Here is a 26,007-nt window from a genome sequence, read left to right as displayed (position 1 = left end):
TAATTGCTTGACTCTGAATGAGGAAAACGTAATATACGGGACCTCGCAACGGTGAGCGAAAGCCGCGTTGCACTGCTCTTTAACAATTTATCAGACAATCTGTGTGGGCACTCAAAGTGACATGGATTCTTAACGTCGCAAGACGAAAAATGAATACCAAGTCTCTGAGTGAACATACGTAATTCATTACGAAGTTTAATTCACGAGCATCAAACTTAAATTGAAGAGTTTGATCATGGCTCAGATTGAACGCTGGCGGCAGGCCTAACACATGCAAGTCGAGCGGCAGCGGAAAGTAGCTTGCTACTTTGCCGGCGAGCGGCGGACGGGTGAGTAATGTCTGGGAAACTGCCTGATGGAGGGGGATAACTACTGGAAACGGTAGCTAATACCGCATAACGTCGCAAGACCAAAGAGGGGGACCTTCGGGCCTCTTGCCATCAGATGTGCCCAGATGGGATTAGCTAGTAGGTGGGGTAACGGCTCACCTAGGCGACGATCCCTAGCTGGTCTGAGAGGATGACCAGCCACACTGGAACTGAGACACGGTCCAGACTCCTACGGGAGGCAGCAGTGGGGAATATTGCACAATGGGCGCAAGCCTGATGCAGCCATGCCGCGTGTATGAAGAAGGCCTTCGGGTTGTAAAGTACTTTCAGCGGGGAGGAAGGTGTTGAGGTTAATAACCTCAGCAATTGACGTTACCCGCAGAAGAAGCACCGGCTAACTCCGTGCCAGCAGCCGCGGTAATACGGAGGGTGCAAGCGTTAATCGGAATTACTGGGCGTAAAGCGCACGCAGGCGGTCTGTCAAGTCGGATGTGAAATCCCCGGGCTCAACCTGGGAACTGCATTCGAAACTGGCAGGCTAGAGTCTTGTAGAGGGGGGTAGAATTCCAGGTGTAGCGGTGAAATGCGTAGAGATCTGGAGGAATACCGGTGGCGAAGGCGGCCCCCTGGACAAAGACTGACGCTCAGGTGCGAAAGCGTGGGGAGCAAACAGGATTAGATACCCTGGTAGTCCACGCCGTAAACGATGTCGACTTGGAGGTTGTGCCCTTGAGGCGTGGCTTCCGGAGCTAACGCGTTAAGTCGACCGCCTGGGGAGTACGGCCGCAAGGTTAAAACTCAAATGAATTGACGGGGGCCCGCACAAGCGGTGGAGCATGTGGTTTAATTCGATGCAACGCGAAGAACCTTACCTACTCTTGACATCCAGAGAACTTTCCAGAGATGGATTGGTGCCTTCGGGAACTCTGAGACAGGTGCTGCATGGCTGTCGTCAGCTCGTGTTGTGAAATGTTGGGTTAAGTCCCGCAACGAGCGCAACCCTTATCCTTTGTTGCCAGCGGTCCGGCCGGGAACTCAAAGGAGACTGCCAGTGATAAACTGGAGGAAGGTGGGGATGACGTCAAGTCATCATGGCCCTTACGAGTAGGGCTACACACGTGCTACAATGGCGCATACAAAGAGAAGCGACCTCGCGAGAGCAAGCGGACCTCATAAAGTGCGTCGTAGTCCGGATTGGAGTCTGCAACTCGACTCCATGAAGTCGGAATCGCTAGTAATCGTAGATCAGAATGCTACGGTGAATACGTTCCCGGGCCTTGTACACACCGCCCGTCACACCATGGGAGTGGGTTGCAAAAGAAGTAGGTAGCTTAACCTTCGGGAGGGCGCTTACCACTTTGTGATTCATGACTGGGGTGAAGTCGTAACAAGGTAACCGTAGGGGAACCTGCGGTTGGATCACCTCCTTACCTTAAAGAACCTGCCTTTGTAGTGCTCACACAGATTGTCTGATGAAAATAGCAGTAAAAATCTCTGCAGGCTTGTAGCTCAGGTGGTTAGAGCGCACCCCTGATAAGGGTGAGGTCGGTGGTTCAAGTCCACTCAGGCCTACCAAACTCCTTTTAAAGGATGAGCGGTACAGAGATTGCAAACGATGGGGCTATAGCTCAGCTGGGAGAGCGCCTGCCTTGCACGCAGGAGGTCTGCGGTTCGATCCCGCATAGCTCCACCATCCTTTTACTGCAAAACAAGAAAACTTCAGAGTGAACCTGAAAAGGTGCACTGCGAAGTTTTGCTCTTTAAAAATCTGGATCAAGCTGAAAATTGAAACGACACACATGTTATGTGTGTTCGAGTCTCTCAAATTTTCGCAAGTCGATGATGAATCGAAAGAAACATCTTCGGGTTGTGAGGTTAAGCGACTAAGCGTACACGGTGGATGCCCTGGCAGTCAGAGGCGATGAAGGACGTGCTAATCTGCGAAAAGCGCCGGCGAGGTGATATGAACCTTTGACCCGGCGATGTCCGAATGGGGAAACCCAGTGTGTTCCGACACACTATCGTTAACTGAATACATAGGTTAACGAGGCGAACCGGGGGAACTGAAACATCTAAGTACCCCGAGGAAAAGAAATCAACCGAGATTCCCCCAGTAGCGGCGAGCGAACGGGGAGCAGCCCAGAGTCTGAATCAGCTTGTGTGTTAGTGGAAGCGTCTGGAAAGTCGCACGGTACAGGGTGATAGTCCCGTACACGAAAGCACACTTGCTGTGAACTCGAAGAGTAGGGCGGGACACGTGGTATCCTGTCTGAATATGGGGGGACCATCCTCCAAGGCTAAATACTCCTGACTGACCGATAGTGAACCAGTACCGTGAGGGAAAGGCGAAAAGAACCCCGGCGAGGGGAGTGAAAAAGAACCTGAAACCGTGTACGTACAAGCAGTGGGAGCCTCTTTTATGGGGTGACTGCGTACCTTTTGTATAATGGGTCAGCGACTTATATTCTGTAGCAAGGTTAACCGTATAGGGGAGCCGAAGGGAAACCGAGTCTTAACTGGGCGTTAAGTTGCAGGGTATAGACCCGAAACCCGGTGATCTAGCCATGGGCAGGTTGAAGGTTGGGTAACACTAACTGGAGGACCGAACCGACTAATGTTGAAAAATTAGCGGATGACTTGTGGCTGGGGGTGAAAGGCCAATCAAACCGGGAGATAGCTGGTTCTCCCCGAAAGCTATTTAGGTAGCGCCTCGTGAATTCATCTTCGGGGGTAGAGCACTGTTTCGGCTAGGGGGCCATCCCGGCTTACCAACCCGATGCAAACTACGAATACCGAAGAATGTTATCACGGGAGACACACGGCGGGTGCTAACGTCCGTCGTGAAGAGGGAAACAACCCAGACCGCCAGCTAAGGTCCCAAAGTCATGGTTAAGTGGGAAACGATGTGGGAAGGCACAGACAGCCAGGATGTTGGCTTAGAAGCAGCCATCATTTAAAGAAAGCGTAATAGCTCACTGGTCGAGTCGGCCTGCGCGGAAGATGTAACGGGGCTAAACCATGCACCGAAGCTGCGGCAGCGACGCGTATGCGTTGTTGGGTAGGGGAGCGTTCTGTAAGCCGTTGAAGGTGGCCTGTGAGGGTTGCTGGAGGTATCAGAAGTGCGAATGCTGACATAAGTAACGATAATGCGGGTGAAAAGCCCGCACGCCGGAAGACCAAGGGTTCCTGTCCAACGTTAATCGGGGCAGGGTGAGTCGACCCCTAAGGCGAGGCCGAAAGGCGTAGTCGATGGGAAACAGGTTAATATTCCTGTACTTGGTGTTACTGCGAAGGGGGGACGGAGAAGGCTATGTTAGCCGGGCGACGGTTGTCCCGGTTTAAGCATGTAGGCGGAGAGTTTAGGTAAATCCGGACTCTTTTTAACGCTGAGGTGTGATGACGAGGCACTACGGTGCTGAAGTAACAAATGCCCTGCTTCCAGGAAAAGCCTCTAAGCATCAGGTAACATCAAATCGTACCCCAAACCGACACAGGTGGTCAGGTAGAGAATACCAAGGCGCTTGAGAGAACTCGGGTGAAGGAACTAGGCAAAATGGTGCCGTAACTTCGGGAGAAGGCACGCTGATATGTAGGTGAAGCCCCTGCGGGTGGAGCTGAAATCAGTCGAAGATACCAGCTGGCTGCAACTGTTTATTAAAAACACAGCACTGTGCAAACACGAAAGTGGACGTATACGGTGTGACGCCTGCCCGGTGCCGGAAGGTTAATTGATGGGGTTAGCGGCAACGCGAAGCTCTTGATCGAAGCCCCGGTAAACGGCGGCCGTAACTATAACGGTCCTAAGGTAGCGAAATTCCTTGTCGGGTAAGTTCCGACCTGCACGAATGGCGTAATGATGGCCAGGCTGTCTCCACCCGAGACTCAGTGAAATTGAACTCGCTGTGAAGATGCAGTGTACCCGCGGCAAGACGGAAAGACCCCGTGAACCTTTACTATAGCTTGACACTGAACACTGGTCCTTGATGTGTAGGATAGGTGGGAGGCTTTGAAGCGTGGACGCCAGTCTGCGTGGAGCCGACCTTGAAATACCACCCTTTAATGGCTGGTGTTCTAACGTAGACCCGTTACCCGGGTTGCGGACAGTGTCTGGTGGGTAGTTTGACTGGGGCGGTCTCCTCCCAAAGAGTAACGGAGGAGCACGAAGGTTAGCTAATCCTGGTCGGACATCAGGAGGTTAGTGCAATGGCATAAGCTAGCTTGACTGCGAGAGTGACGGCTCGAGCAGGTGCGAAAGCAGGTCATAGTGATCCGGTGGTTCTGAATGGAAGGGCCATCGCTCAACGGATAAAAGGTACTCCGGGGATAACAGGCTGATACCGCCCAAGAGTTCATATCGACGGCGGTGTTTGGCACCTCGATGTCGGCTCATCACATCCTGGGGCTGAAGTAGGTCCCAAGGGTATGGCTGTTCGCCATTTAAAGTGGTACGCGAGCTGGGTTTAGAACGTCGTGAGACAGTTCGGTCCCTATCTGCCGTGGGCGCTGGAGAATTGAGGGGGGCTGCTCCTAGTACGAGAGGACCGGAGTGGACGCATCACTGGTGTTCGGGTTGTCATGCCAATGGCATTGCCCGGTAGCTAAATGCGGAAGAGATAAGTGCTGAAAGCATCTAAGCACGAAACTTGCCCCGAGATGAGTTCTCCCTGACCCTTTAAGGGTCCTGAAGGAACGTTGAAGACTACGACGTTGATAGGTCGGGTGTGTAAGCGCAGCGATGCGTTGAGCTAACCGATACTAATGAACCGTGAGGCTTAACCTTACAACGCCGAAGGTGTTTTGGCGAAGAGACACGATATTTTCAGCTTTGATACAGATTAACAGAATTTGCCTGGCGGCTTTAGCGCGGTGGTCCCACCTGACCCCATGCCGAACTCAGAAGTGAAACGCCGTAGCGCCGATGGTAGTGTGGGGTCTCCCCATGTGAGAGTAGGGAACTGCCAGGCATCAAATTTAGTAGTAAGCCGGTGCATTAATCCGGTGGTTACAAGCAGTCTTCGGTGGAGCGGTAGTTCAGTCGGTTAGAATACCTGCCTGTCACGCAGGGGGTCGCGGGTTCGAGTCCCGTCCGTTCCGCCACTTATTAAGACATCAAGCCTGCCTTTTAGGCAGGCTTGATGGTAAGAAACTTTAGGGGCGTAGCTCAGTTGGTAGAGCACCGGTCTCCAAAACCGGGTGTCGCGAGTTCGAGTCTCTCCGCCCCTGCCATATAGAATCCTTTGCTTCGGCAAAGGATTTTTTTTTGCCTGTAATACGACAAACACCTCTTCTAATAAAGAAGCCTGCATCTCTGCAGGCTTTTTGCGTTAGTCCATGATATTGATTTTTAGAAGATCTTTAATCTGCGACTGCTTATCGCTGTTCTGCAGCCAAATAGCATATAACGGTCTGGAAAGCGTCGTGGAATCTGCGACGGTATGCAGACCCGGTCTGCTGTCTGCCCAGCGAATAGGTAGCCAGGTGCAGCCCTTTAATAAAGGCAGCTGCTGGCAGGCAATCTCCGCAGAGCTTGTTGTTAACTGGGGGACATCATCGCTGGCAATCAACCCAGACTCATGTTGCTGAAAATCCGGGCCCCATTCCAGGCGCAGATAATTCAGATCGGTTTTCATCATTGACGGCTCAGACGCATAAAGCGCAAGACCAAACTGCCCTACGATCTGGCTGCTAAATTCGTCCATCTTGGGGGCTTCGGTCGTGATCAGAAGATCAAGTTGGCGCTCATGGAGTTGCTTAACCAGCGACTGACGTTGCGCAATTCTGGCCTCAAATTGCAGATGCCCGTGTGAATGATACAACCGGCTCAACCATTGACTGAGCATGCATTCCCACAGGGATGCGCTGGCCCCAATCGAGAATTCATTGTGTCTTGAGGTATGCGCAACCTCTTTACGCGCCGCTTGCCAGGTGTTCATCAATGTCTCCGCATACGGAAGCAGTTTTTCACCGGCAGGCGTGAGGCGGATATTGTTGCGATGGCGGGTAAAAAGATTCACACCCAGTTGATTTTCCAGCTGTCGAATACGAAAACTGACTGCTGACTGCGTCAGGTAAAGGGCTTCAGCGGCTCGCCCGAAGTGACGCGTTCTGCTCACTTCAAGGAAAGTTTTTAGCAATTCCGTATCCACATCTTTCTCCACAAAATTATTTGTCGTTATGATTTAAATGTTTTGTTTTACACTCTGTCAAGCGTAACTAATACTCCGCGCCATAAATAGCTCGGCCAAAGAATTAGGAGCGTGTAGGATGGCGGAAAGCTTTACGACGACTAATCGTTTTTTCGACAATAAACATTATCCGCGCGGGTTCTCTCGTCACGGCGATTTCACCATCAAAGAAGCTCAACTGCTTGAGCGCCATGGTTATGCCTTTAACGAGCTGGATCTGGGTAAGCGTGAACCTGCTACCGAAGACGAAAAACAGTTTGTTTCTGTGTGCCGTGGTGAGCGTGAGCCGCAGTCTGAAGCAGAACGTGTATGGATCAAGTATATGGCACGCATTAAGCGTCCAAAGCGCTTCCATACGCTGTCTGGCGGTAAGCCGCAGATGGAAGGTGCAGAAGACTACACGGAGTCTGACGACTAAGATGGTGAGAAGGGGCTACGGCCCCTTTTTTATGCCTGCAACTTCTGCAGATGCAGCAGCAAACGGTCAATAGCGCGATAGCTCAGCGCTTCCTGCAAATGTTTCCTTTCAATGTCAGTACAGCCCTCCACGTCAGCAATGGTTCTGGCCACTTTCAACAGACGCTGCCACGCACGTATGGACAGCCCAAACCGCGTCAACGTCTCTTCCAGCCACCCCGCATCCTCACCGTTAAGTGAACAAAACTGTCGGATCCCGGCATTATCCAGCCGCGCATTCAGTCTGTTCTGACGAGCGTACTGTCGCGCCTGCGCCGCGATAACCCGCTCGCGAACATTCGCAGAGCATTCATTCTGTATACCCGTCTGCCTGAGTATGCCAGGCGGTGGAAGCGGGATTTCCAGTGATAAATCGAAACGATCGAGGAACGGGCCGGACAGCTTTCCCAGATAGCGCAGCGTCTGCTCTGGCGTGCAGCGGTTATGATTCCCCCGATAGTGTCCCGTGGGGCTGGGGTTCATCGCCGCGACGAGCTGAAACCTGGCGGGATAGCTTATTTTGGCACGCGTGCGTGAGATATGTATCTCGCCGGATTCAATGGGTTCCCTCAGTGCATCCAGCACGCGGCGCTCAAATTCAGGCAGCTCATCGAGAAACAGAATGCCATTGTGCGCCAGTGAGATCTCACCCGGCCCCGGAATAGACCCACCGCCGACCATTGCCGTCAGTGAAGCGCTATGATGCGGGGAACGAAAAGGACGTCGACGCCACTGTTTTTGGAGCGACGTAGAACCGATCAGACTATATATCGCGGCGCTTTCCAGCGCTTCATGATTATTAAGCGGTGGGAGCAACCCACTCAACCTGCTCGCCAGCATGGTTTTACCCGTACCCGGTGGGCCAATCAGCAGAAGATTGTGTCCACCCGCAGCCGTGATCTCCAGCGCCCGTTTCCCTTGCTCCTGTCCCATAATCTCGCTGAGATCCTCTGGTACATCCGTTACCTCATCGTCACACTCCTCCGGTTCGGACAGCTCATGTCGCCCTTCCAGCCAGGCACACACTTCCTGAAGATGCCCCGCTATGAGGCATCCCTTTTCTGCAATAAGACTCACTTCTGATGCGTTTTCATTGGCGACAATGATTTGCCGCCCTGCACGGATTGCCTCCAGCGCTCCGGATATTGCACCGGGAACGCCTCTTAACGCGCCTGTGAGCGCGAGTTCGCCCACGAACTCGTACGAGCCTAGCCTGGTTGTATTAAGCTGCTCAGAGGCCGCGAGAAGCGCAATCGCGATAGGTAAATCGTATCGTCCCCCCTCTTTGGGTAGATCGGCGGGGGCAAGGTTGATGGTGATCTTTTTTGCCGGGAAGATATAACCGCTATTTATTATTGCGCTGCGAACGCGATCCCTCGCCTCTTTAACCGTCGTTTCCGGTAGCCCGACAAGCGTGAGTCCCGGCAGCCCATTACTCAAATGAACCTCTACGGAAATCAGCGGTGCTTTCACCCCGAGAGCCGCACGCGTATAAACAACTGACAGTGACATTTGCACTACCTCCTGGTGTGACTATGCCAGCGCATGTATTGTCTTTTTAGCGTCATTTTGTGAATTTAAGGCACCTGTTCAGGTATTTTCACGCCGCATTCATACCATTGCATAATCATGGAAGCCTTCTCGCAGAACGTGAAAAACCGCGTTTTGACGCTGTAGTCCGCCGTGAAAAAAATGAAAAATATTCATTTTCTATTTTCCTCATATAAAACAACGATTTTAAGAAATATGATTTGCTGGCTAATCAAGTGAGCCATAAATAAATCTTGTGTTTGTTTTGAATTCTGTGATAACTCTTTAGGTATTCCTTCGAACAAGATGCAGAAAGAACTGAAAATGACAGCCCTTCTACGAGTGATTAGCCTGGTCGTGATTAGCGTGGTGGTGATTATTATCCCACCGTGCGGGGCTGCACTTGGACGAGGAAAGGCTTAGAAATCAAGCCTTAACGAACTAAGACCCCCGCACCGAAAGGTCCGGGGGTTTTTTTATGACTAAAAAACGTAAACGAGGAGCAGAGTATGACGACTAGCACAAAATTCTGTTTCTCCAGATTTATGACGGGGAACTAACTATGAATGGGGCACAATGGGTTGTACATGCGTTGCGCGCGCAGGGAGTGGAAACCGTATTCGGTTATCCGGGTGGCGCAATTATGCCGATTTACGATGCACTGTATGACGGCGGCGTGGAACACCTGTTGTGCCGACACGAGCAGGGTGCAGCGATGGCGGCCATTGGTTACGCTCGCGCCACGGGCAAAACCGGTGTCTGCATGGCCACTTCAGGCCCAGGCGCAACTAACTTAATCACCGGTCTGGCGGATGCCCTGCTGGATTCCGTTCCCGTTGTCGCCATCACCGGGCAGGTGGCGTCTCCGTTCATCGGTACCGATGCTTTCCAGGAAGTCGACGTCCTTGGTTTATCGCTGGCCTGCACCAAACACAGCTTCCTCGTCCAGTCTCTGGAAGAGCTGCCGCGCGTAATGGCAGAAGCGTTCGAAGTGGCAAGCTCCGGTCGTCCTGGCCCGGTTCTGGTCGATATCCCGAAAGATATCCAGGTGGCACCTGGCGATCTGGAACCCCACTTCTCTACCGTTGAAAGCGACAATGCGTTTCCGGAGGCGGAAGTTGAAGAGGCCCGTCAGATGCTGGCGCAGGCGAAACAGCCGATGTTGTACATCGGCGGTGGCGTCGGCATGGCGCAGGCCGTTCCAGCCCTGCGCGAATTTATCGCAACAACTCAGATGCCAGCGACCTGCACGTTGAAAGGTCTGGGTGCCGTAGACGCGAACTACCCATACTATCTGGGCATGCTGGGGATGCACGGCACCAAAGCGGCAAACCTGGCGGTGCAGGAGTGCGATCTGCTCATCGCCGTAGGCGCCCGTTTTGACGACCGCGTCACCGGCAAGCTGAATACCTTTGCGCCGAACGCCAACGTCATCCATATGGATATCGACCCGGCGGAGATGAACAAGCTGCGTCAGGCGCACGTCGCGCTGCAGGGCGATCTCAACGCGTTGTTACCGGCACTGCAGCAGCCGCTGGATATCAACGCGTGGCGTCAGCACACCGCAGACATGCGCGCTGAGCACGCCTGGCGTTACGACCATCCCGGCGAGGCCATCTACGCGCCGCTGCTGTTGAAGCAGCTGTCTGACCGTAAACCGGCTGACTGCGTCGTCACAACCGACGTAGGACAGCACCAGATGTGGTCCGCGCAGCACATGACCTACACCCGCCCGGAAAACTTCATCACCTCCAGCGGGTTAGGGACGATGGGCTTCGGTCTGCCAGCAGCCGTTGGCGCGCAGGTTGCCCGCCCGAACGATACCGTTATCTGTATCTCCGGTGACGGCTCCTTCATGATGAACGTCCAGGAGCTCGGCACCGTTAAGCGTAAGCAGTTGCCGCTGAAAATCGTCTTGCTCGACAACCAGCGTTTAGGGATGGTTCGCCAGTGGCAGCAGCTGTTCTTCCAGGAGCGTTACAGCGAAACGACTCTCACCGATAACCCCGATTTCCTCACCCTGGCCAGCGCCTTTGGCATCCCTGGCCAGCACATCACCCGTAAAGATCAGGTTGAAGCGGCGCTCGACACCATGCTGAACAGCGATGGGCCTTACCTGCTTCATGTCTCAATCGACGAACTCGAGAACGTCTGGCCGTTGGTACCGCCTGGTGCCAGCAACTCACAAATGATGGAGAAATTATCATGATGCAGCATCAGGTCGCCGTACAGGCTCGCTTCAATCCGGAAACCTTAGAGCGCGTTTTGCGCGTGGTGCGTCATCGTGGTTTTCAGATTTGCTCTATGAATATGGAAACGGCCACAGACGCCCAGAACATCAGTATCGAATTAACCGTTGCCAGCCTGCGGTCGGTCGACTTACTGTTTAGCCAATTATCAAAACTGGTAGACGTTGCCCATGTTGCCATCTGCCAGAGCACAACCACATCACAACAAATCCGCGCTTGAGCGTGACAGGACGAAAAAATGACGACAAAAAAAGCTGATTACATTTGGTTCAACGGTGAGATGGTTCGCTGGGAGGACGCGAAGGTCCACGTGATGTCCCACGCGCTGCACTACGGTACCTCCGTGTTTGAAGGCATCCGTTGCTACGACTCTCACAAAGGACCAGTGGTGTTCCGCCATCGCGAACACATGCAGCGTCTGCATGACTCAGCCAAAATTTATCGTTTCCCGGTTTCTCAAAGCGTTGATGAGCTGATGGAAGCCTGTCGCGAAGTGATCCGTAAAAACAACCTGACCAGCGCCTATATTCGTCCGCTGGTCTTCGTGGGCGACGTCGGCATGGGCGTGAACCCGCCAGCCGGTTACAACACCGATGTGATCATTGCCGCGTTCCCATGGGGTGCCTACCTGGGTGCAGAAGCCCTGGAGCAGGGGATCGACGCAATGGTCTCTTCCTGGAACCGCGTGGCGCCAAACACCATCCCGACAGCTGCGAAAGCGGGCGGCAACTACCTTTCTTCCCTGCTGGTCGGTAGCGAAGCGCGCCGCCACGGCTATCAGGAAGGTATCGCCCTGGACGTGAACGGCTACATCTCTGAAGGCGCGGGTGAAAACCTGTTTGAAGTAAAAGACGGCATCCTGTTCACGCCGCCGTTCACCTCGTCCGCGCTGCCGGGCATCACCCGTGACGCCATCATCAAGCTGGCGAAAGATCTGGGTATCGAAGTGCGCGAGCAGGTGCTGTCCCGCGAATCCCTGTATCTGGCCGATGAAGTGTTTATGTCCGGTACCGCGGCTGAAATCACGCCAGTGCGCAGCGTAGACGGTATCCAGGTGGGCGAAGGCCGCTGTGGCCCGGTCACCAAATGTATTCAGCAAGCGTTCTTTGGCCTCTTCACCGGCGAAACAGAAGATAAATACGGCTGGTTGGATCAGGTTAATCACTAAGTATAAATTTGGGACGGCACGCACCGTCCCATTAAATAGTCAGACGGGAGTAAATAAAGCATGCCTAAGTATCGTTCAGCCACCACCACCCACGGCCGTAATATGGCGGGTGCCCGCGCACTGTGGCGCGCCACCGGAATGACCGACGCCGATTTCGGCAAGCCGATTATCGCCGTGGTGAACTCCTTCACCCAGTTCGTACCGGGCCACGTGCACCTGCGCGATCTCGGCAAGCTGGTTGCCGAGCAAATCGAAGCCTCCGGCGGCGTGGCGAAAGAGTTCAACACCATTGCGGTGGATGACGGTATCGCGATGGGGCACGGGGGCATGCTCTATTCACTGCCATCGCGCGAGCTGATCGCCGACTCGGTTGAGTACATGGTTAACGCCCACTGCGCCGATGCGATGGTCTGCATCTCCAACTGCGACAAAATCACCCCGGGGATGCTGATGGCCTCCCTGCGCCTGAATATTCCGGTGATCTTCGTCTCCGGCGGTCCAATGGAAGCGGGGAAAACCAAGCTCTCCGACAAAATCATCAAGCTCGACCTGGTCGATGCGATGATCCAGGGTGCGGACCCGAAAGTCTCTGACGAGCAGAGCGACCAGGTTGAGCGCTCCGCGTGTCCGACCTGCGGCTCCTGTTCCGGTATGTTTACCGCCAACTCCATGAACTGCCTGACCGAAGCGCTGGGTCTTTCTCAGCCGGGTAACGGCTCGCTGCTGGCGACCCACGCCGACCGCAAACAGCTGTTCCTTAACGCCGGTAAGCGCATCGTTGAATTGACTAAACGCTACTACGAGCAGGACGATGCCAGCGCGCTGCCGCGCAACATCGCCAGCAAAGCCGCGTTTGAGAACGCCATGACGCTGGATATCGCCATGGGCGGTTCCACCAACACCGTTCTGCATCTGCTGGCCGCCGCGCAGGAAGCCGAAATCGACTTCACCATGAGCGATATCGACAAGCTGTCCCGTAAAGTGCCACAGCTGTGTAAAGTCGCGCCAAGTACCCAGAAATATCATATGGAAGACGTGCACCGCGCGGGCGGCGTACTGGGCATTCTGGGCGAGCTGGATCGTGCGGGCCTGATGAATCGTGAAGTGAAAAACGTGCTCGGCCTGACGCTGCCGGAGTCGCTGGACCAGTACGACGTGATGCTGACCAAAGACGACGCGGTGAAAAAAATGTTCCGCGCGGGTCCTGCCGGTATTCGCACCACCCAGGCGTTCTCCCAGGACTGTCGCTGGGACACTCTGGACGATGACCGCGCCGAAGGCTGTATCCGCTCGCTGGAGCACGCCTACAGCAAAGACGGCGGCCTGGCCGTGCTGTACGGTAACTTTGCCGAAAACGGCTGCATCGTGAAAACCGCAGGCGTGGACGACAGCATCCTGAAATTTACCGGTCCGGCGAAAGTGTACGAAAGTCAGGATGAAGCAGTAGACGCTATCCTCGGCGGCAAAGTGGTGGCAGGCGACGTGGTCGTCATTCGCTACGAAGGGCCGAAAGGTGGTCCGGGCATGCAGGAGATGCTCTACCCAACCACCTTCCTGAAATCCATGGGGCTCGGTAAAGCCTGCGCGCTGATCACCGACGGGCGTTTCTCCGGCGGCACCTCCGGCCTCTCCATCGGCCACGTTTCCCCGGAAGCGGCAAGCGGCGGCAACATTGCGATCATCGAAGACGGCGATCTTATCGAAATCGACATTCCGAATCGCGGCATTCAGCTCAAGCTGAGCGATCGGGAAATTGCGGCCCGTCGTGAAGCGCAGGAAGCCCGCGGCGACAAAGCCTGGACGCCGAAAGACCGCCAGCGCGAAGTCTCCTTCGCCCTGCGCGCCTATGCGAGTCTTGCCACCAGTGCAGATAAAGGCGCGGTGCGCGATAAATCTAAACTTGGGGGCTAATGATGGCCGAGTCACAACCCTTATCCGCCGCCCCCGAGGGGGCGGAATATTTGAGAGCGGTGCTACGCGCGCCGGTCTATGAAGCCGTGCAGGTCACGCCCCTGCAGAAAATGGAAAAACTCTCTTCGCGCCTCGACAACGTCATTCTGGTGAAGCGCGAAGACCGTCAGCCGGTGCACAGCTTCAAGCTGCGCGGCGCCTACGCGATGATGGCCGGGCTGACCGACGAGCAGAAAGCACGCGGTGTGATTACCGCCTCGGCGGGCAACCACGCCCAGGGCGTTGCGTTCTCGTCTGCCCGTCTGGGGCTGAAAGCGCTGATCGTGATGCCGGTCGCTACCGCAGACATCAAAGTCGATGCGGTCCGCGGTTTCGGCGGTGAAGTGCTGCTCCACGGGGCTAACTTCGACGAAGCAAAAGCCAAAGCGATTGAGCTGGCGCAGCAGCAGGGTTTCACCTGGGTGCCGCCGTTCGACCACCCGATGGTGATTGCCGGGCAGGGCACGCTGGCGCTTGAGCTGCTGCAGCAGGATGCCCATCTCGACCGCGTGTTTGTGCCAGTCGGCGGCGGTGGCCTGGCTGCGGGCGTCGCGGTGCTGATCAAACAGCTGATGCCGCAGATCAAAGTCATCGCCGTTGAAGCGGAAGACTCTGCCTGCCTTAAGGCGGCGCTGGATGCGGGTCATCCGGTAGACCTGCCGCGCGTCGGGCTGTTTGCCGAGGGCGTGGCGGTGAAGCGCATTGGGGATGAAACCTTCCGCCTGTGCCAGGAATATCTCGACGACATCATCACCGTCGATAGCGATGCCATCTGCGCGGCGATGAAAGATCTGTTCGAGGATGTCCGTGCGGTGGCGGAACCTTCCGGCGCGCTGGCGCTGGCGGGCATGAAAAAATACATCGCGCAGCACAATATTCGCGGCGAGCGGCTGGCGCACGTGCTGTCTGGTGCAAACGTGAACTTCCACGGCCTGCGCTACGTTTCCGAGCGCTGCGAGCTGGGCGAACAGCGTGAAGCGCTGCTGGCGGTGACCATTCCGGAAGAGAAGGGCAGCTTCCTGAAGTTCTGCCAGCTGCTGGGCGGCCGTTCGGTGACGGAGTTTAACTACCGTTTTGCCGATGCCAAAGACGCCTGCATTTTTGTCGGCGTGCGTCTGAGCCGCGGCGTAGAGGAGCGCAAAGAGATCCTCAACCTGCTGCATGAGGGAGGCTACAGCGTGGTCGATCTCTCTGACGACGAGATGGCAAAGTTGCACGTGCGCTACATGGTCGGCGGGCGTCCATCGAAGCCGCTCAAGGAACGCCTGTTTAGCTTTGAGTTCCCGGAATCGCCGGGCGCGCTGCTCAAGTTCCTGCATACTCTTGGAACACACTGGAACATCTCTTTGTTCCACTACCGCAGCCACGGCACCGACTACGGCCGCGTGCTGGCGGCGTTCGAACTGGGCGAGCACGAGCCGGATTTCGAAACGCGGCTGAACGAGCTGGGCTACGAGTGTCACGACGAAACCCATAACCCGGCGTTCCGCTTCTTCCTCGCGGGCTAAGGGTTTAGCTGCGTGTGGGCCGGGTAAGCGCAGCGCCACCCGGCTTTAGTGGTTCGGCAATATCTTCCAGAACGCATCAATAAGCGGCTCATGCAGCCGCTTTTTTTGTGCGCACACGCCAAGCTCAAACGGCGTTTTCTCGTCGCTGCGCTCTAAAATCATCACGCGATTGCGCACCGGCTCCGGGCTGTTGTCCAGCACCACTTCCGGCAGCAGCGCCACGCCGCAGCCCAGCGCCACCATCGACACCATCGCCTCATGGCCGCCGACCGTCGCGTATATCGACGGGTTGCTGATCTTCTGACGACGGAACCACAGCTCAATGCGGCGGCGAACCGGGCCCTGATCGGCCATGATAAACGGCACCGTGGACCAGTCCGGTTTTTCCACCGACACCTGATTACGCACCGGGCAGGGCAGCGCCGGGGCAATCAACACCACCGCCAGATTTTCCAGCATGGAGAACGCCACCGCGCCCGGCAGGGTTTCGGGTTTCCCGGCAATGGCGAGATCCGCTTCGCCCGTCACCACTTTTTCCATTGCGTCGGCGGCATCGCCGGTGGTGAGCTTAATTTCGACCGACGGATGCGCCGCGCGGAAGCGGTCGAGAATGGGCGGCAGATGGCTATAGGCGGCGGTCACGGAGCAGAAAATATGCAGCTCGCCGGAAAGCGACGGCCCTTGCTGGTCGATGGTGTGTCGCAGCTGCTGGTACTGCAACAAGGTCTGCTGGGCAAAGACGCGCAGTTCTTCACCGGCTTCCGTCAGCGTGACGGTGCGGTTATCGCGCACGAAAAGCGGCTGGCCGAGGTCTTCCTCAAGGCGCTGGATCTGGCGCGAAAGCGTGGAGGGGCTGACGTGCATCGCCCGGGCGCTGCGGCCAAAGTGACGGCTTTCCGCCAGGTGCAGGAACATTTTCAGATCGCGTAAATCCACCGATTCCACTCCCTCTTTTTACATTGCAAAAACTGCAACATGACGTTGTGAATATATCAATTTCCGCAATAAATTTCCTGTTGTAATGTGGGTACATTCTCGCTGAAACGCGAACCGAACAATAAGACACACAACATCACGAGGTATCACCCATGGCTAACTACTTTAATACACTGAACTTGCGCCAGCAGCTGGCGCAGCTGGGCAAATGCCGCTTTATGGCGCGCGACGAATTTGCCGATGGCGCGAGCTACCTTCAGGGTAAAAAAGTGGTCATCGTCGGCTGTGGCGCGCAGGGTCTGAACCAGGGCCTGAACATGCGTGACTCCGGGCTGGATATCTCTTATGCCCTGCGTAAAGAAGCGATTGCCGAAAAGCGTGCTTCCTGGCGTAAAGCGACCGAAAACGGCTTCAAAGTGGGTACCTACGAAGAGCTGATCCCGCAGGCGGATCTGGTGGTTAACCTGACGCCAGACAAGCAGCACTCAGACGTTGTGCGTTCCGTACAGCCGCTGATGAAAGACGGCGCGGCGCTGGGTTACTCCCACGGCTTCAACATCGTTGAAGTGGGCGAGCAGATCCGTAAAGACATCACCGTAGTGATGGTGGCACCGAAGTGCCCGGGTACCGAAGTCCGTGAAGAGTACAAACGTGGCTTCGGCGTGCCGACCCTGATCGCGGTTCACCCGGAAAACGATCCGAAAGGCGAAGGCATGGCGATTGCCAAGGCATGGGCAGCGGCGACAGGCGGCCACCGTGCGGGCGTTCTGGAATCGTCCTTCGTTGCTGAAGTGAAATCTGACCTGATGGGCGAGCAGACCATTCTGTGCGGCATGCTGCAGGCCGGTTCTCTGCTGTGCTTCGACAAGCTGGTGGAAGAAGGCACCGACCCGTCCTACGCGGAAAAACTGATTCAGTTCGGCTGGGAAACCATCACCGAAGCGCTGAAGCAGGGCGGCATTACGCTGATGATGGACCGTCTGTCCAACCCGGCAAAACTGCGTGCTTACGCGCTGTCTGAACAGCTGAAAACCATCATGGCACCGCTGTTCCAGAAACACATGGATGACATCATCTCCGGCGAATTCTCTTCCGGCATGATGGCGGACTGGGCGAACGACGATAAAAACCTGCTGACCTGGCGCGAAGAGACTGGTAAAACCGCGTTTGAAAACGCTGCACAGTTCGACGGCAAAATCAGCGAGCAGGAGTACTTCGATAAAGGCGTTCTGATGATCGCGATGGTGAAAGCAGGCGTTGAGCTGGCATTCGAAACCATGGTGGACTCCGGCATCATCGAAGAGTCTGCGTACTATGAATCACTGCACGAGCTGCCGCTGATCGCGAACACCATCGCCCGTAAGCGCCTGTATGAAATGAACGTGGTTATCTCTGATACCGCAGAATACGGTAACTACCTGTTCTCTTACGCCTGTGTACCGCTGCTGAAAGAGTTTATGACCACTCTGCAGGCAGGCGATCTGGGCAAAGCGATTCCAGAAGGTGCGGTTGACAACGCGCAGCTGCGTGACGTAAACGACGCGATCCGCAGCCACGAAATCGAGAAAGTGGGCCAGAAACTGCGCGGCTACATGACCGATATGAAGCGTATCGCGGTAGCAGGCTAAATCGACGAATCGGGTGGCGAAAGCCACCCGACATGTTTCAGCTACGCAGTACTGCGCCAGGGTATCCCAGCTGGCGCCACGCCTCATACACCACTACCGACACCGCATTCGACAGGTTCATGCTGCGGCTGTCCGGCATCATCGGAATACGAATTTTTTGCTCGGCTGGCAAGGCATCAAGAATGGTGGCTGGCAGGCCGCGCGTTTCCGGGCCAAACATCAGATAATCCCCGTCCTGATAGCTCACCGCGCTGTGCGCTGGGGTGCCTTTGGTGGTCAGGGCGAACATGCGCTGCGGGTTTTCGGCTTCCAGAAACGTGGCGTAATCGTGATGGCGAACGACGGCAGTAAATTCATGGTAATCCAGCCCCGCGCGACGCAGGCGCTTGTCGTCCCACGTGAAGCCCATCGGCTCAATGATATGCAGGCGAAAACCGGTGTTGGCGCACAGTCGGATGATGTTGCCGGTATTGGGTGGTATTTCTGGTTCGAATAAAACGATGTTAAGCATGCTGCCCCCTTAATTGCGGGGGCAGAATAGCAGAAAAGAGCGGGACTATGCGACGCTGGGTTCCTGCGCGCGGCAGCGCAGCATTTTGTAGCAGGTTGCCGCAGCGGCCACCAGGGCGGGCACGCTGAGGATCATTAAAATACTGTCTGCCTGCCACTGCATGGAAAGAAGCTGGGCGCTGGTCATGGTTCCCGCCACGCCGCCAAAGCGGCCGATCCCCTGCATCCAGGCGATACCCGTGGCGCGGCACTCGGTAGGATAAAAGGTGGCCGCCAGGGTTTGCATTCCGGACTGTGCGCCATTCATTGCGATACCCATCAGGAAAATTAACCCGCCAAACAGAACGATATGGTTATGCTCAATGCCCAGCAAAAGAATGAGGCCCATTGTCAGCACGAAGCCGCCCGCGACTACCTTGTGCGCTTCCCAGCGGTCCATCATCCAGCCCGCAAGCAGAATGCCTGCGGTACCGCCGAAGGTGAACAGCGAGGTGAGCCAGGCCGATTCCGCCAGTGCATAGCCCATGCCCTGCATCAGCGTCGGCATCCAGCTCAGCAGGACGTAGTAAATAACCAGTCCCATAAAGTAGGTCACCCACAGCATCAGGGTGCCGGGTAACCAGGGTTGGGAGAAAAGCTGCGCTACGCTCCCTTTCTTAGAGACGACCTTCTCTTCCGCGAGGAAAAAGCCCGTGACGCCATCCAGCGTGCTGCGCGCGAACCGGCTAGCGATGCGGCGAATCTGCATGACGTCTTTCCCGCGCTGCACCAGAAACTTCACCGACTCCGGTAAAAGCAGCGCCAGCAGCAGCGTTAAAATGAGCGGCGCAATCGCACCGGTCAGCAGCACGCTTCGCCAGCCATGGTGAGGAATAAGCCAGGAAGAGATCGCGCCGCCGCCTGCCGCACCCAGAGGAAAGCCGCAGTACATGGTATTAATGGCCATGGCGCGGCAGCGCTGAGGGGCAAACTCGGAGATCAGCGTGATGGCGTTAGGCATCGCGGCGCCGAGCCCCAGGCCTGTCAGAAAACGCCATAGCGTCAGGGTATTCAGGCTTTGTGCCCAGGCCGTGCCCAGACTCGCCAGGCCGAAGAACAGACACGAAAAGACCAGCACGCGTTTGCGTCCCACTTTGTCGGACACCGGGCCAGCAATAAGCGCCCCCAGCGACAGCCCCAGCAGCGCCGCACTCAGTACCGGCCCCAGATCCTGTTTATGTATTCCCCATTCGGTCGACAGCGTCGGCGCAATGTAACCCATCGCGGCGGTATCGAAACCATCGATCGCCAGAACCAGAAAGCCCAGCACAATCAGAAGCCAGTGAAACCCTGAAAAGCGACTTTCATCGATCACCTGCTGAATATCCACCCGACCTGAATACGTCATACGATCCCCTCTGAAGTGATGTTGTTTTTGTGTTCTTGTATTTGCTTGTCTATACAATTGCGGAGGGCGGGTTGTGTCAAATTTTCTTATCCAATATGTTAACTGGATGTTATTTTCGACAAAAAAAGCGCCCGAGGGGGGAAATCGGACGCGTGAAAAACAAAGGTTAACAGGAGAATATCAGGCCGCGTTTCCTTGAGAAAGCGGGGCCAGCGCAGCAGGCAGTTTACTGAGTTCCTGCACCAGCGAATCCTTGCTAATTTCGCTAATCGTCTTCGCACCGGTCAGCGTCATCGCCACCTTCATCTCTTTCTCGATCAGGTTCAGCAGGTTCGCCACGCCCGCCTGACCGCTGGTGGCCAGCGCGTACAGGTACGCGCGACCCAGCAACACGCTGTCTGCCCCCAGGGCAATCATGCGCACCACGTCCAGCCCGTTGCGAATACCGCTGTCGGCCAGAATCGCGATGTCCCCTTTCACCGCATCGGCGATGGCGGGCAGCGCGCGGGCAGAAGAGAGCACGCCGTCGAGCTGGCGTCCGCCGTGGTTAGAGACCACGATCCCGTCCGCGCCGAAGCGCACCGCGTCGCGGGCATCTTCCGGGTCGAGGATCCCTTTGATCACCATCGGGCCGTCCCAGAATTCGCGGATCCACTCCAGGTCTTTCCACGAGATGGACGGATCGAAGTTATTTGCCAGCCAGCCGATGTAATCTTCCAGTCCGGTTGGTTTGCCGAGATAGGTTGAAATATTTCCCAGATCGTGTGGACGTCCGTTCAGACCCACATCCCACGCCCACTGCGGGTGGGTGACGGCCTGCCAGTAGCGGCGCAGCGCGGCGTTTGGGCCGCTCATGCCGGAGTGCGCATCACGGTAGCGCGCGCCGGGCGTCGGCATATCGACGGTAAAGACCAGCGTGGAGCAACCCGCCGCTTTCGCGCGCTCCAGCGCGTTACGCATAAAGCCGCGATCGCGCAGGACGTACAGCTGGAACCACATCGGGCGCTTGATGGTCGGGGCGACCTCTTCAATCGGGCAGACGGACACGGTGGAAAGCGTAAACGGAATGCCTTTAGCATCCGCCGCGGCAGCGGCCTGCACTTCGCCACGACGGGCGTACATACCGCACAGGCCTACGGGCGCGAGCGCCACCGGCATGGAAAGCGTCTCGTTGAATAGCCTTGCCTCAAGGCTCAGGTCAGACATATTTTTCAGCACGCGCTGGCGCAGGGCCACCTCAGACAGATCTTCCACGTTGCGGCGCAGGGTGTATTCGGCATACGCCCCACCGTCGATGTAGTGGAACAGGAAAGGGGGCAAAATGCGCTGCGCCGCGGCGCGATAGTCACTGGCTGCTGAAATAATCATGCTTTGTTCTCCCTGGAAATATCGTTGTCGCCAGGCAGACGGGTAATGCGCGCCTGTCGGGCCTGATCTTCATCGAATCGTTTAATGGTGGTGTGCACGAAGCCGAGATGCGCCATCATCGCCTTGCGCGCGGCCTCGGCATCGCCCACCAGAATGGCGTTGAGCACCGCCTCGTGCTGTTCGGTTAGCTGAGCAAAAACCGGCGGGACCAGATACATACGCTGGCGGCTCTGCTTTACGGAAGACTGCAGCAGGTCGAAAAAGCCGCGCATGGTCTGCAGCAGAACCACGTTGTGCGACGCCTCGGCAATCGCCAGATGAAACCGCACGTCCGCCTGCGAGGCGATGTCCGGATCGCTGCTTTGCGTGGCTTCGAAACAGGCTTTGAGCTTCTCTTTGTCGGCCTCGGTTGCCCGCATTGCCGCGTGCCACGCGGTGCTGGTTTCGATGGCATGGCGCGCTTCAAGGATGTCAAAGCTGTAGTCCGGGTCGTTTTCCATCAGCGTTTTCAGCGGCTGGACGATATTTTGCTCGGACCAGTCATCATGCTGCCAGCGCACGAAAGTACCGCCGCCGCGACGGCTCAGCAGCACCCCTTCGTTAACCAGCGTCGCCAGCGCCTCGCGCAGTGAATTGCGCGACACGCCAAGCTGGGCGGCAAGCTGGCGTTCGGCGGGCAATTTCATGCCCGCTTCCAGATGTTGTTCTTCAATCAGCGCCCGCACGCGAGTGGCAATCTCGTCGGAGAGGCGTCTGGGCATCACTATCATGGAATCATCCAGGTTAAGACATAGGCCTGCAGCGTGGTAATAACGCCCACCATGCAGGTAAATATCAGGCTGTGTTTAACGGTAAAGCGGAACAGATCCGACTCTTTACCCACCAGTCCCACCGCGGCACAGGCAATGGCGATGGACTGCGGGGAAATCATCTTCCCGGTCACGCCGCCGGTGGTGTTAGCGGCGACCAGCAGCACGTCCGACACGCCAATCTGCTGCGCTGCCGTCGCCTGCAGGGCGGCAAACAGGGCGTTTGATGAGGTATCTGAACCGGTCAGGAACACGCCCAGCCAGCCGAGGAACGGCGAGAAGAAGGTAAACGCGTGGCCGGTATGCGCCAGGGCTAACGCCAGCGTCGAAGACAGGCCGGAGTAGTTCGAGATAAACGCGAACGCCAGCACCATGCCGATGGAGTAGATCGGCAGCATCAGCTCTTTAATCGTCGCCGCAAAGGTCTGCACTGCGGCGGCAGGCTTCATGCGCAGCCACACCACGGAAAGGATAGCGGCAAACAGAATGGCCGTGCCGGTAGCGGAGAACCAGTCAAATTTGAATACCGCCGCGTACGGCGTGGCGTCGTGCACCACCGGCGGCATACGCGCGACCATCTTGTCGAGGAACGGCACGGAGATGTTAATCACCATGTCGTACAGCGCGCCGCCAGGCGCGAACAGCGCTTTAAACGGTGGAACGCTCCACAGCGTCACGGTGGCGGTCAGGAACAGGAACGGTGACCAGGCGCGGACGATCTGCCCGGCCGTATAGCCCGTGCGGGCCAGAGTCTGATCCACATGTGAGGCACCCATATCGGCAAAGCGGAAGATGCGCACCGGCTGCCAGCGTTTCAGGAACAGCGTCAGACAGACCAGCGACACCAGGGAAGAGATAATGTCCGGCAGCTCAGGGCCAAGGAAGTTGGAGCTGAGATACTGGGCAATCGCGAACGAACCGCCCGCCACCATCACCGCGGGCCAGGTCTCTTTCACGCCGCGCCAGCCGTCCATAATCGCCATGATCCAGAACAGCACGATGATGGTCAGGAACGGCAGCTGGCGGCCCACCATCTGGCCGATCTCAAAGCTGTCCAGCCCGGTCACCTGTCCCGCCACCAGAATCGGGATGCCCATCGCGCCGAAGGCTACCGGCGCGGTGTTCACAATCAGGCACAGGCCCGCGGCATACAGCGGGTTAAAGCCCAGACCCACCAGCAGCGCCGCGGTGATCGCCACCGGTGCGCCAAATCCTGCCGCCCCTTCCAGAAATGCTCCGAAGGAGAAGCCGACGATCAGCATCTGCAAACGCTGGTCCGGCGTGATGGAGAGAATAGACGAGCGAATGATGTCGAACTGCCCGGTTTTTACCGAGATTTTGTAGACAAAGACGGCGGCGATGATGATCCACGCAATCGGCCACAGTCCGTAGAAGAAGCCATAGACGACGGAGGCCAGCGCGCGATCGACCGGCATTTTGTAGAAGAACAACGCCACCATCAGGGCGATGGCAACGGTATACGTCGCGGCGAGGTAGCCCTTCAGCTTGAGCTTAATCAGCGCAAAGAAGAAGAACAGGATCGGAAGCGATGCGATCAGGCTCGACAGCCAGATATTCCCGGCCGGATCGTAGTTTTGTTGCCAGAGGCTCATGCAGGTCTCCTGGGGACCACACAGTTAGCGTTTCGGGTGAGTCTCCGCTCATCTCTGCGTCACAGTCTGTGTAAAAGTGGTCCTGCCAATGTTGTGTTGTAGGGTTAATGACAATGAATGGTTAATCAACTGTTGCGTATAGGCAATGATTTTGTAATCTTCCATCCTAAAAATGTGAACATTGGACGCGTTTTGCGCGGAATTGGTAGGACCAAACTGAACTGCGTCTGAAGCGGGCCGTCACAGCGGGAGGGGATGAGAAATGAAGGGGTTACAGAGTGATTTAGCGGAAATCACGATGAAGCAATATGAGTTTTTTTTGATTATTTGTTAGGTGGTGATTATTTTTTGGTTTGGTATTGGTTATCAAATAACAATTAATTTGTACAAAAAGGAAGGCCGTTTTAGAAAAAATAAATTTTTTTTGGTTAAAAGTGCGAAAGCGAACATGTAGCAAAAAATTTTAATTAAGGTAAATATTACATAGAGCTTTTAACAGAATATCACAAACGATCAATTGCTGATCAGCAATCAATTGTTCTGAATTTAAGGTATTTCGCAGAATAAAAATAAGTGACCTACGTCTAGTTTTAGAAATTATTCTGGAAATGTTTTGAAAAAAATTGATCAAACATTGATCAATCTGTTTTCTTTTGATTTCGATGAGAAACTAAAAGGTGTGTGATTATATTAAAAGGCAAGTATAATCAGTTAAATTTGTTATTTGTTTGTGAATTTAAATGTCATTATCTTCAGGGTTCATTCGGCCTGGAGGCGTAGACGTAATAAGGTAAATGATTTACCATTTATTCAGATGCAAAATTGTTGGTGAACTTCTTATATTATAATCATCATGTTCTGATGATTAATCTCAGCCTGAAGAAACCCGTCTGAAATTACGGTTAATATCTTGAAGTAGGCTGAATTCATGGATTGTCACATTGGGATGGACTCTGCTTTATTCTATGAGGTCGCGTCTCCAATTCTATATACCCATCAACGGATGACGCCTTTCGACTCCTTATAGTTGTTAGATAACCTGGTACAACATATCTATATCTGTTTAATTTACAGAGGAAAGGTCATTTCAAATGAAAATCAAAAAAATGGCGTTGGCAATTGCAGCGACGGGCCTGCTGTTATCTGCACAACCGGTTCTGGCAGGCAGTGATTCGGGCGTGAATGCGTCTCTGGATACTGGTGCAGGTTCACAGAGTACCGGCGGCGTGATCAATTTCACTGGTAAAATTACCCTTATTTCCTGCGATATTACGCCTGCGTCCAAGAGCAAAACGGTGGACCTCGGTGCATGGGCGAAAAACTACTTCGACGAGCACAGCGAAACTACGCCGCGTGAATTTAAAATCAACGTGGAGAATTGCCCGTCTTCGGTTGAGTCGATCGCCGTGCTGTTTGACGGAAACAAAGACGCCGCTAACGATACGCTGCTGCAGGTTACGCCGGGTGATGATATGGCAAAGGGCGTTGGCGTGAAGCTCTATAACAGCAATCGCAGCACGTCGATTAAACCTGGCACGGTATCAGAAACAACCGCGCCGGATGAAGATGGCAGTGCAGAGTTAACTTTCTATGCCGCATTGTCTAAAGATGGCTCCGAAATTACCCCGGGTGATGTCAATGCCGTCTCTAACTTCCTGATGGTTTATAACTAATTTCCTTAATTTAGCCACCTCCAGAGATAATAGTGATGAAGCGTTTATCCTATATTATGCTCACTGCATTGATGATTAATTCTGCGTCAGCTTTTGCTGGCGTTGTAATGGGCGGTACACGGATTGTATACCCTCAAAACAGCAAGGAGGTGGCATTTTCTGTCGCGAATAAGGAAAGCGCCACCCCTTATCTTATTCAGTCCTGGGTTGAGGGGGATATACAAACTCAACGTCGCGCTGCGCCTTTTATTGTTACGCCCCCGCTTTTTCGTCTCGATCCAGATCAGACTAATATGCTGCGTATTCAGTACACTGGAGCGCCGCTGCCAACCGATCGTGAATCGGTTTTTTGGCTCGATATTAAAGCCATTGCACCAAAGCCAAAAGAGAGCAGCAACGAATTACAAATAAATGTTAAATCCAAATTTAAAATTTTCTACCGTCCCGAGGGCCTGAAAGGCGATGCGGCGACGGCCTGGCAAAAAGTTAAATTCACGCGCACGGCAAAAGGGTTAAAAGCAACCAACCCGACGCCCTATTACGTCTCCTTTTTCCATCTGAGTGTGGCAGGACATGATATCGAGCAGCCGGGAATGGTTGGCCCTGGGGAGTCCCGCGAGTGGCCCGTGACGGCTAACGGGAGCGTCAGCTGGTCAGCAATTAATGATTTTGGCGCCATTACCACCACCCAGTCTCAACCGCTGTAAG

Annotated in this window: 19 protein-coding genes, 4 tRNA genes and 3 rRNA genes; 18 read left to right on the top strand and 8 right to left on the bottom strand. The window is 55.2% G+C overall.

The features are described 5' to 3' along the window. Window positions 1-217 precede the first annotated feature (217 nt). From ACOQH0_RS22415 to ACOQH0_RS22385, 7 genes are all read left to right on the top strand, one after another. Window positions 218-1,759 (top strand): 16S ribosomal RNA (locus ACOQH0_RS22415). A gap of 68 nt (window positions 1,760-1,827) precedes the next feature. After that, window positions 1,828-1,904, top strand: a tRNA-Ile gene (locus ACOQH0_RS22410). Between the two features lie 42 nt (window positions 1,905-1,946). After that, window positions 1,947-2,022: transfer RNA gene (locus ACOQH0_RS22405), tRNA-Ala, on the top strand. A gap of 180 nt (window positions 2,023-2,202) precedes the next feature. Next, window positions 2,203-5,109, top strand: a 23S ribosomal RNA gene (locus tag ACOQH0_RS22400). Between the two features lie 68 nt (window positions 5,110-5,177). After that, window positions 5,178-5,293 (top strand): 5S ribosomal RNA (gene rrf, locus ACOQH0_RS22395). The 16S, 23S and 5S rRNA genes sit together here with 4 tRNA genes alongside, the layout of an rRNA operon. Before the next feature lie 56 nt (window positions 5,294-5,349). Further along, window positions 5,350-5,426 (top strand) — tRNA-Asp (locus tag ACOQH0_RS22390). 53 nt (window positions 5,427-5,479) lie between these two features. Then, window positions 5,480-5,555, top strand: a tRNA-Trp gene (locus tag ACOQH0_RS22385). Window positions 5,556-5,653: 98 nt separating this feature from the next. On the opposite strand, the gene hdfR is transcribed toward ACOQH0_RS22385, so the two are convergent. Continuing rightward, window positions 5,654-6,475: an HTH-type transcriptional regulator HdfR gene (gene hdfR, locus ACOQH0_RS22380; RefSeq protein WP_421511233.1), complete on the bottom strand. Its 822-nt coding sequence runs from the start codon at window positions 6,473-6,475 to the stop codon at window positions 5,654-5,656. A gap of 118 nt (window positions 6,476-6,593) precedes the next feature. On the opposite strand from hdfR, the gene ACOQH0_RS22375 reads away from it, so the two are divergent. Beyond that, window positions 6,594-6,932 (top strand): DUF413 domain-containing protein, encoded by a 339-nt coding sequence (locus ACOQH0_RS22375; RefSeq protein WP_008501577.1) that lies wholly within the window; start codon window positions 6,594-6,596, stop codon window positions 6,930-6,932. Between the two features lie 29 nt (window positions 6,933-6,961). Here the strand turns inward: ACOQH0_RS22375 and ACOQH0_RS22370 are convergent, their stop codons facing one another. Continuing rightward, the gene (locus ACOQH0_RS22370; protein ID WP_421511232.1) at window positions 6,962-8,482 is read right to left on the bottom strand and encodes a YifB family Mg chelatase-like AAA ATPase; all 1,521 of its coding nucleotides are present in this window, start codon (window positions 8,480-8,482) and stop codon (window positions 6,962-6,964) included. Between the two features lie 342 nt (window positions 8,483-8,824). Here ACOQH0_RS22370 and ilvL point away from each other — a divergent pair, with 342 nt between their 5' ends. From ilvL to ilvA, 7 genes are all read left to right on the top strand, one after another. Continuing rightward, the gene (gene ilvL / locus ACOQH0_RS22365) at window positions 8,825-8,923 is read left to right on the top strand and encodes an ilv operon leader peptide (protein ID WP_001311244.1); all 99 of its coding nucleotides are present in this window, start codon (window positions 8,825-8,827) and stop codon (window positions 8,921-8,923) included. An 86-nt stretch (window positions 8,924-9,009) separates the two neighbouring features. Beyond that, entirely contained in the window at window positions 9,010-9,060 is a 51-nt protein-coding gene (ilvX, locus tag ACOQH0_RS22360) for a peptide IlvX (RefSeq protein WP_166792073.1), read from the top strand. 2 nt (window positions 9,061-9,062) lie between these two features. Further along, window positions 9,063-10,709 carry an acetolactate synthase 2 catalytic subunit gene (ilvG, locus tag ACOQH0_RS22355; protein WP_421511231.1) on the top strand — a complete coding sequence of 549 codons (1,647 nt, stop codon included), beginning with the start codon at window positions 9,063-9,065 and terminating at the stop codon, window positions 10,707-10,709. Continuing rightward, window positions 10,706-10,969, top strand: a complete 264-nt coding sequence (ilvM, locus tag ACOQH0_RS22350; protein ID WP_421511230.1) for an acetolactate synthase 2 small subunit — start codon at window positions 10,706-10,708, stop codon at window positions 10,967-10,969. Before ilvG ends, ilvM begins: the two co-directional genes overlap by 4 nt. 18 nt (window positions 10,970-10,987) lie before the next feature. Continuing rightward, on the top strand, window positions 10,988-11,917 hold the full coding sequence (gene ilvE, locus ACOQH0_RS22345) for a branched-chain-amino-acid transaminase (RefSeq protein WP_023293579.1): 930 nt from the start codon (window positions 10,988-10,990) through the stop codon (window positions 11,915-11,917). A 60-nt stretch (window positions 11,918-11,977) separates the two neighbouring features. Then, entirely contained in the window at window positions 11,978-13,828 is a 1,851-nt protein-coding gene (gene ilvD / locus ACOQH0_RS22340; protein WP_421511229.1) for a dihydroxy-acid dehydratase, read from the top strand. A 2-nt stretch (window positions 13,829-13,830) separates the two neighbouring features. Then, window positions 13,831-15,375: a threonine ammonia-lyase, biosynthetic gene (gene ilvA / locus ACOQH0_RS22335; RefSeq protein WP_010436672.1), complete on the top strand. Its 1,545-nt coding sequence runs from the start codon at window positions 13,831-13,833 to the stop codon at window positions 15,373-15,375. Between the two features lie 45 nt (window positions 15,376-15,420). Here ilvA and ilvY read toward each other — a convergent pair whose 3' ends face one another. Continuing rightward, window positions 15,421-16,311 carry an HTH-type transcriptional activator IlvY gene (gene ilvY, locus ACOQH0_RS22330; protein WP_010436673.1) on the bottom strand — a complete coding sequence of 297 codons (891 nt, stop codon included), beginning with the start codon at window positions 16,309-16,311 and terminating at the stop codon, window positions 15,421-15,423. 152 nt (window positions 16,312-16,463) lie between these two features. Here ilvY and ilvC point away from each other — a divergent pair, with 152 nt between their 5' ends. Further along, window positions 16,464-17,939, top strand: coding sequence for a ketol-acid reductoisomerase (ilvC, locus tag ACOQH0_RS22325; protein ID WP_218309111.1), 1,476 nt, complete (start codon window positions 16,464-16,466; stop codon window positions 17,937-17,939). Between the two features lie 37 nt (window positions 17,940-17,976). On the opposite strand, the gene trmL is transcribed toward ilvC, so the two are convergent. From trmL to lldP, 5 genes are all read right to left on the bottom strand, one after another. Continuing rightward, window positions 17,977-18,450 carry a tRNA (uridine(34)/cytosine(34)/5-carboxymethylaminomethyluridine(34)-2'-O)-methyltransferase TrmL gene (gene trmL, locus ACOQH0_RS22320; protein ID WP_421511228.1) on the bottom strand — a complete coding sequence of 158 codons (474 nt, stop codon included), beginning with the start codon at window positions 18,448-18,450 and terminating at the stop codon, window positions 17,977-17,979. Window positions 18,451-18,495: 45 nt separating this feature from the next. After that, window positions 18,496-19,836 (bottom strand): MFS transporter, encoded by a 1,341-nt coding sequence (locus tag ACOQH0_RS22315; RefSeq protein WP_172701690.1) that lies wholly within the window; start codon window positions 19,834-19,836, stop codon window positions 18,496-18,498. Between the two features lie 180 nt (window positions 19,837-20,016). Next, on the bottom strand, window positions 20,017-21,204 hold the full coding sequence (lldD, locus tag ACOQH0_RS22310) for an FMN-dependent L-lactate dehydrogenase LldD (protein WP_421511227.1): 1,188 nt from the start codon (window positions 21,202-21,204) through the stop codon (window positions 20,017-20,019). Continuing rightward, the gene (lldR, locus tag ACOQH0_RS22305; protein ID WP_262186691.1) at window positions 21,201-21,974 is read right to left on the bottom strand and encodes a transcriptional regulator LldR; all 774 of its coding nucleotides are present in this window, start codon (window positions 21,972-21,974) and stop codon (window positions 21,201-21,203) included. The genes lldD and lldR overlap by 4 nt, the downstream gene beginning before the upstream one ends. After that, window positions 21,971-23,626 carry an L-lactate permease gene (lldP, locus tag ACOQH0_RS22300; RefSeq protein WP_010436678.1) on the bottom strand — a complete coding sequence of 552 codons (1,656 nt, stop codon included), beginning with the start codon at window positions 23,624-23,626 and terminating at the stop codon, window positions 21,971-21,973. The genes lldR and lldP overlap by 4 nt, the downstream gene beginning before the upstream one ends. Before the next feature lie 1,091 nt (window positions 23,627-24,717). On the opposite strand from lldP, the gene ACOQH0_RS22295 reads away from it, so the two are divergent. Both ACOQH0_RS22295 and ACOQH0_RS22290 read left to right on the top strand, forming a co-directional pair. Continuing rightward, the gene (locus ACOQH0_RS22295) at window positions 24,718-25,299 is read left to right on the top strand and encodes a fimbrial protein (protein WP_421511226.1); all 582 of its coding nucleotides are present in this window, start codon (window positions 24,718-24,720) and stop codon (window positions 25,297-25,299) included. A gap of 32 nt (window positions 25,300-25,331) precedes the next feature. Beyond that, the gene (locus ACOQH0_RS22290) at window positions 25,332-26,006 is read left to right on the top strand and encodes a molecular chaperone (protein ID WP_421511225.1); all 675 of its coding nucleotides are present in this window, start codon (window positions 25,332-25,334) and stop codon (window positions 26,004-26,006) included. The last annotated feature ends 1 nt before the right edge of the window (window position 26,007 follow it).

Origin of the sequence: Enterobacter sp. JS8-1 (assembly GCF_049187015.1) — a bacterium.
GTDB lineage: Bacteria > Pseudomonadota > Gammaproteobacteria > Enterobacterales > Enterobacteriaceae > Enterobacter > Enterobacter mori.
This window is presented reverse-complemented; position numbering and strand designations above follow the sequence as displayed.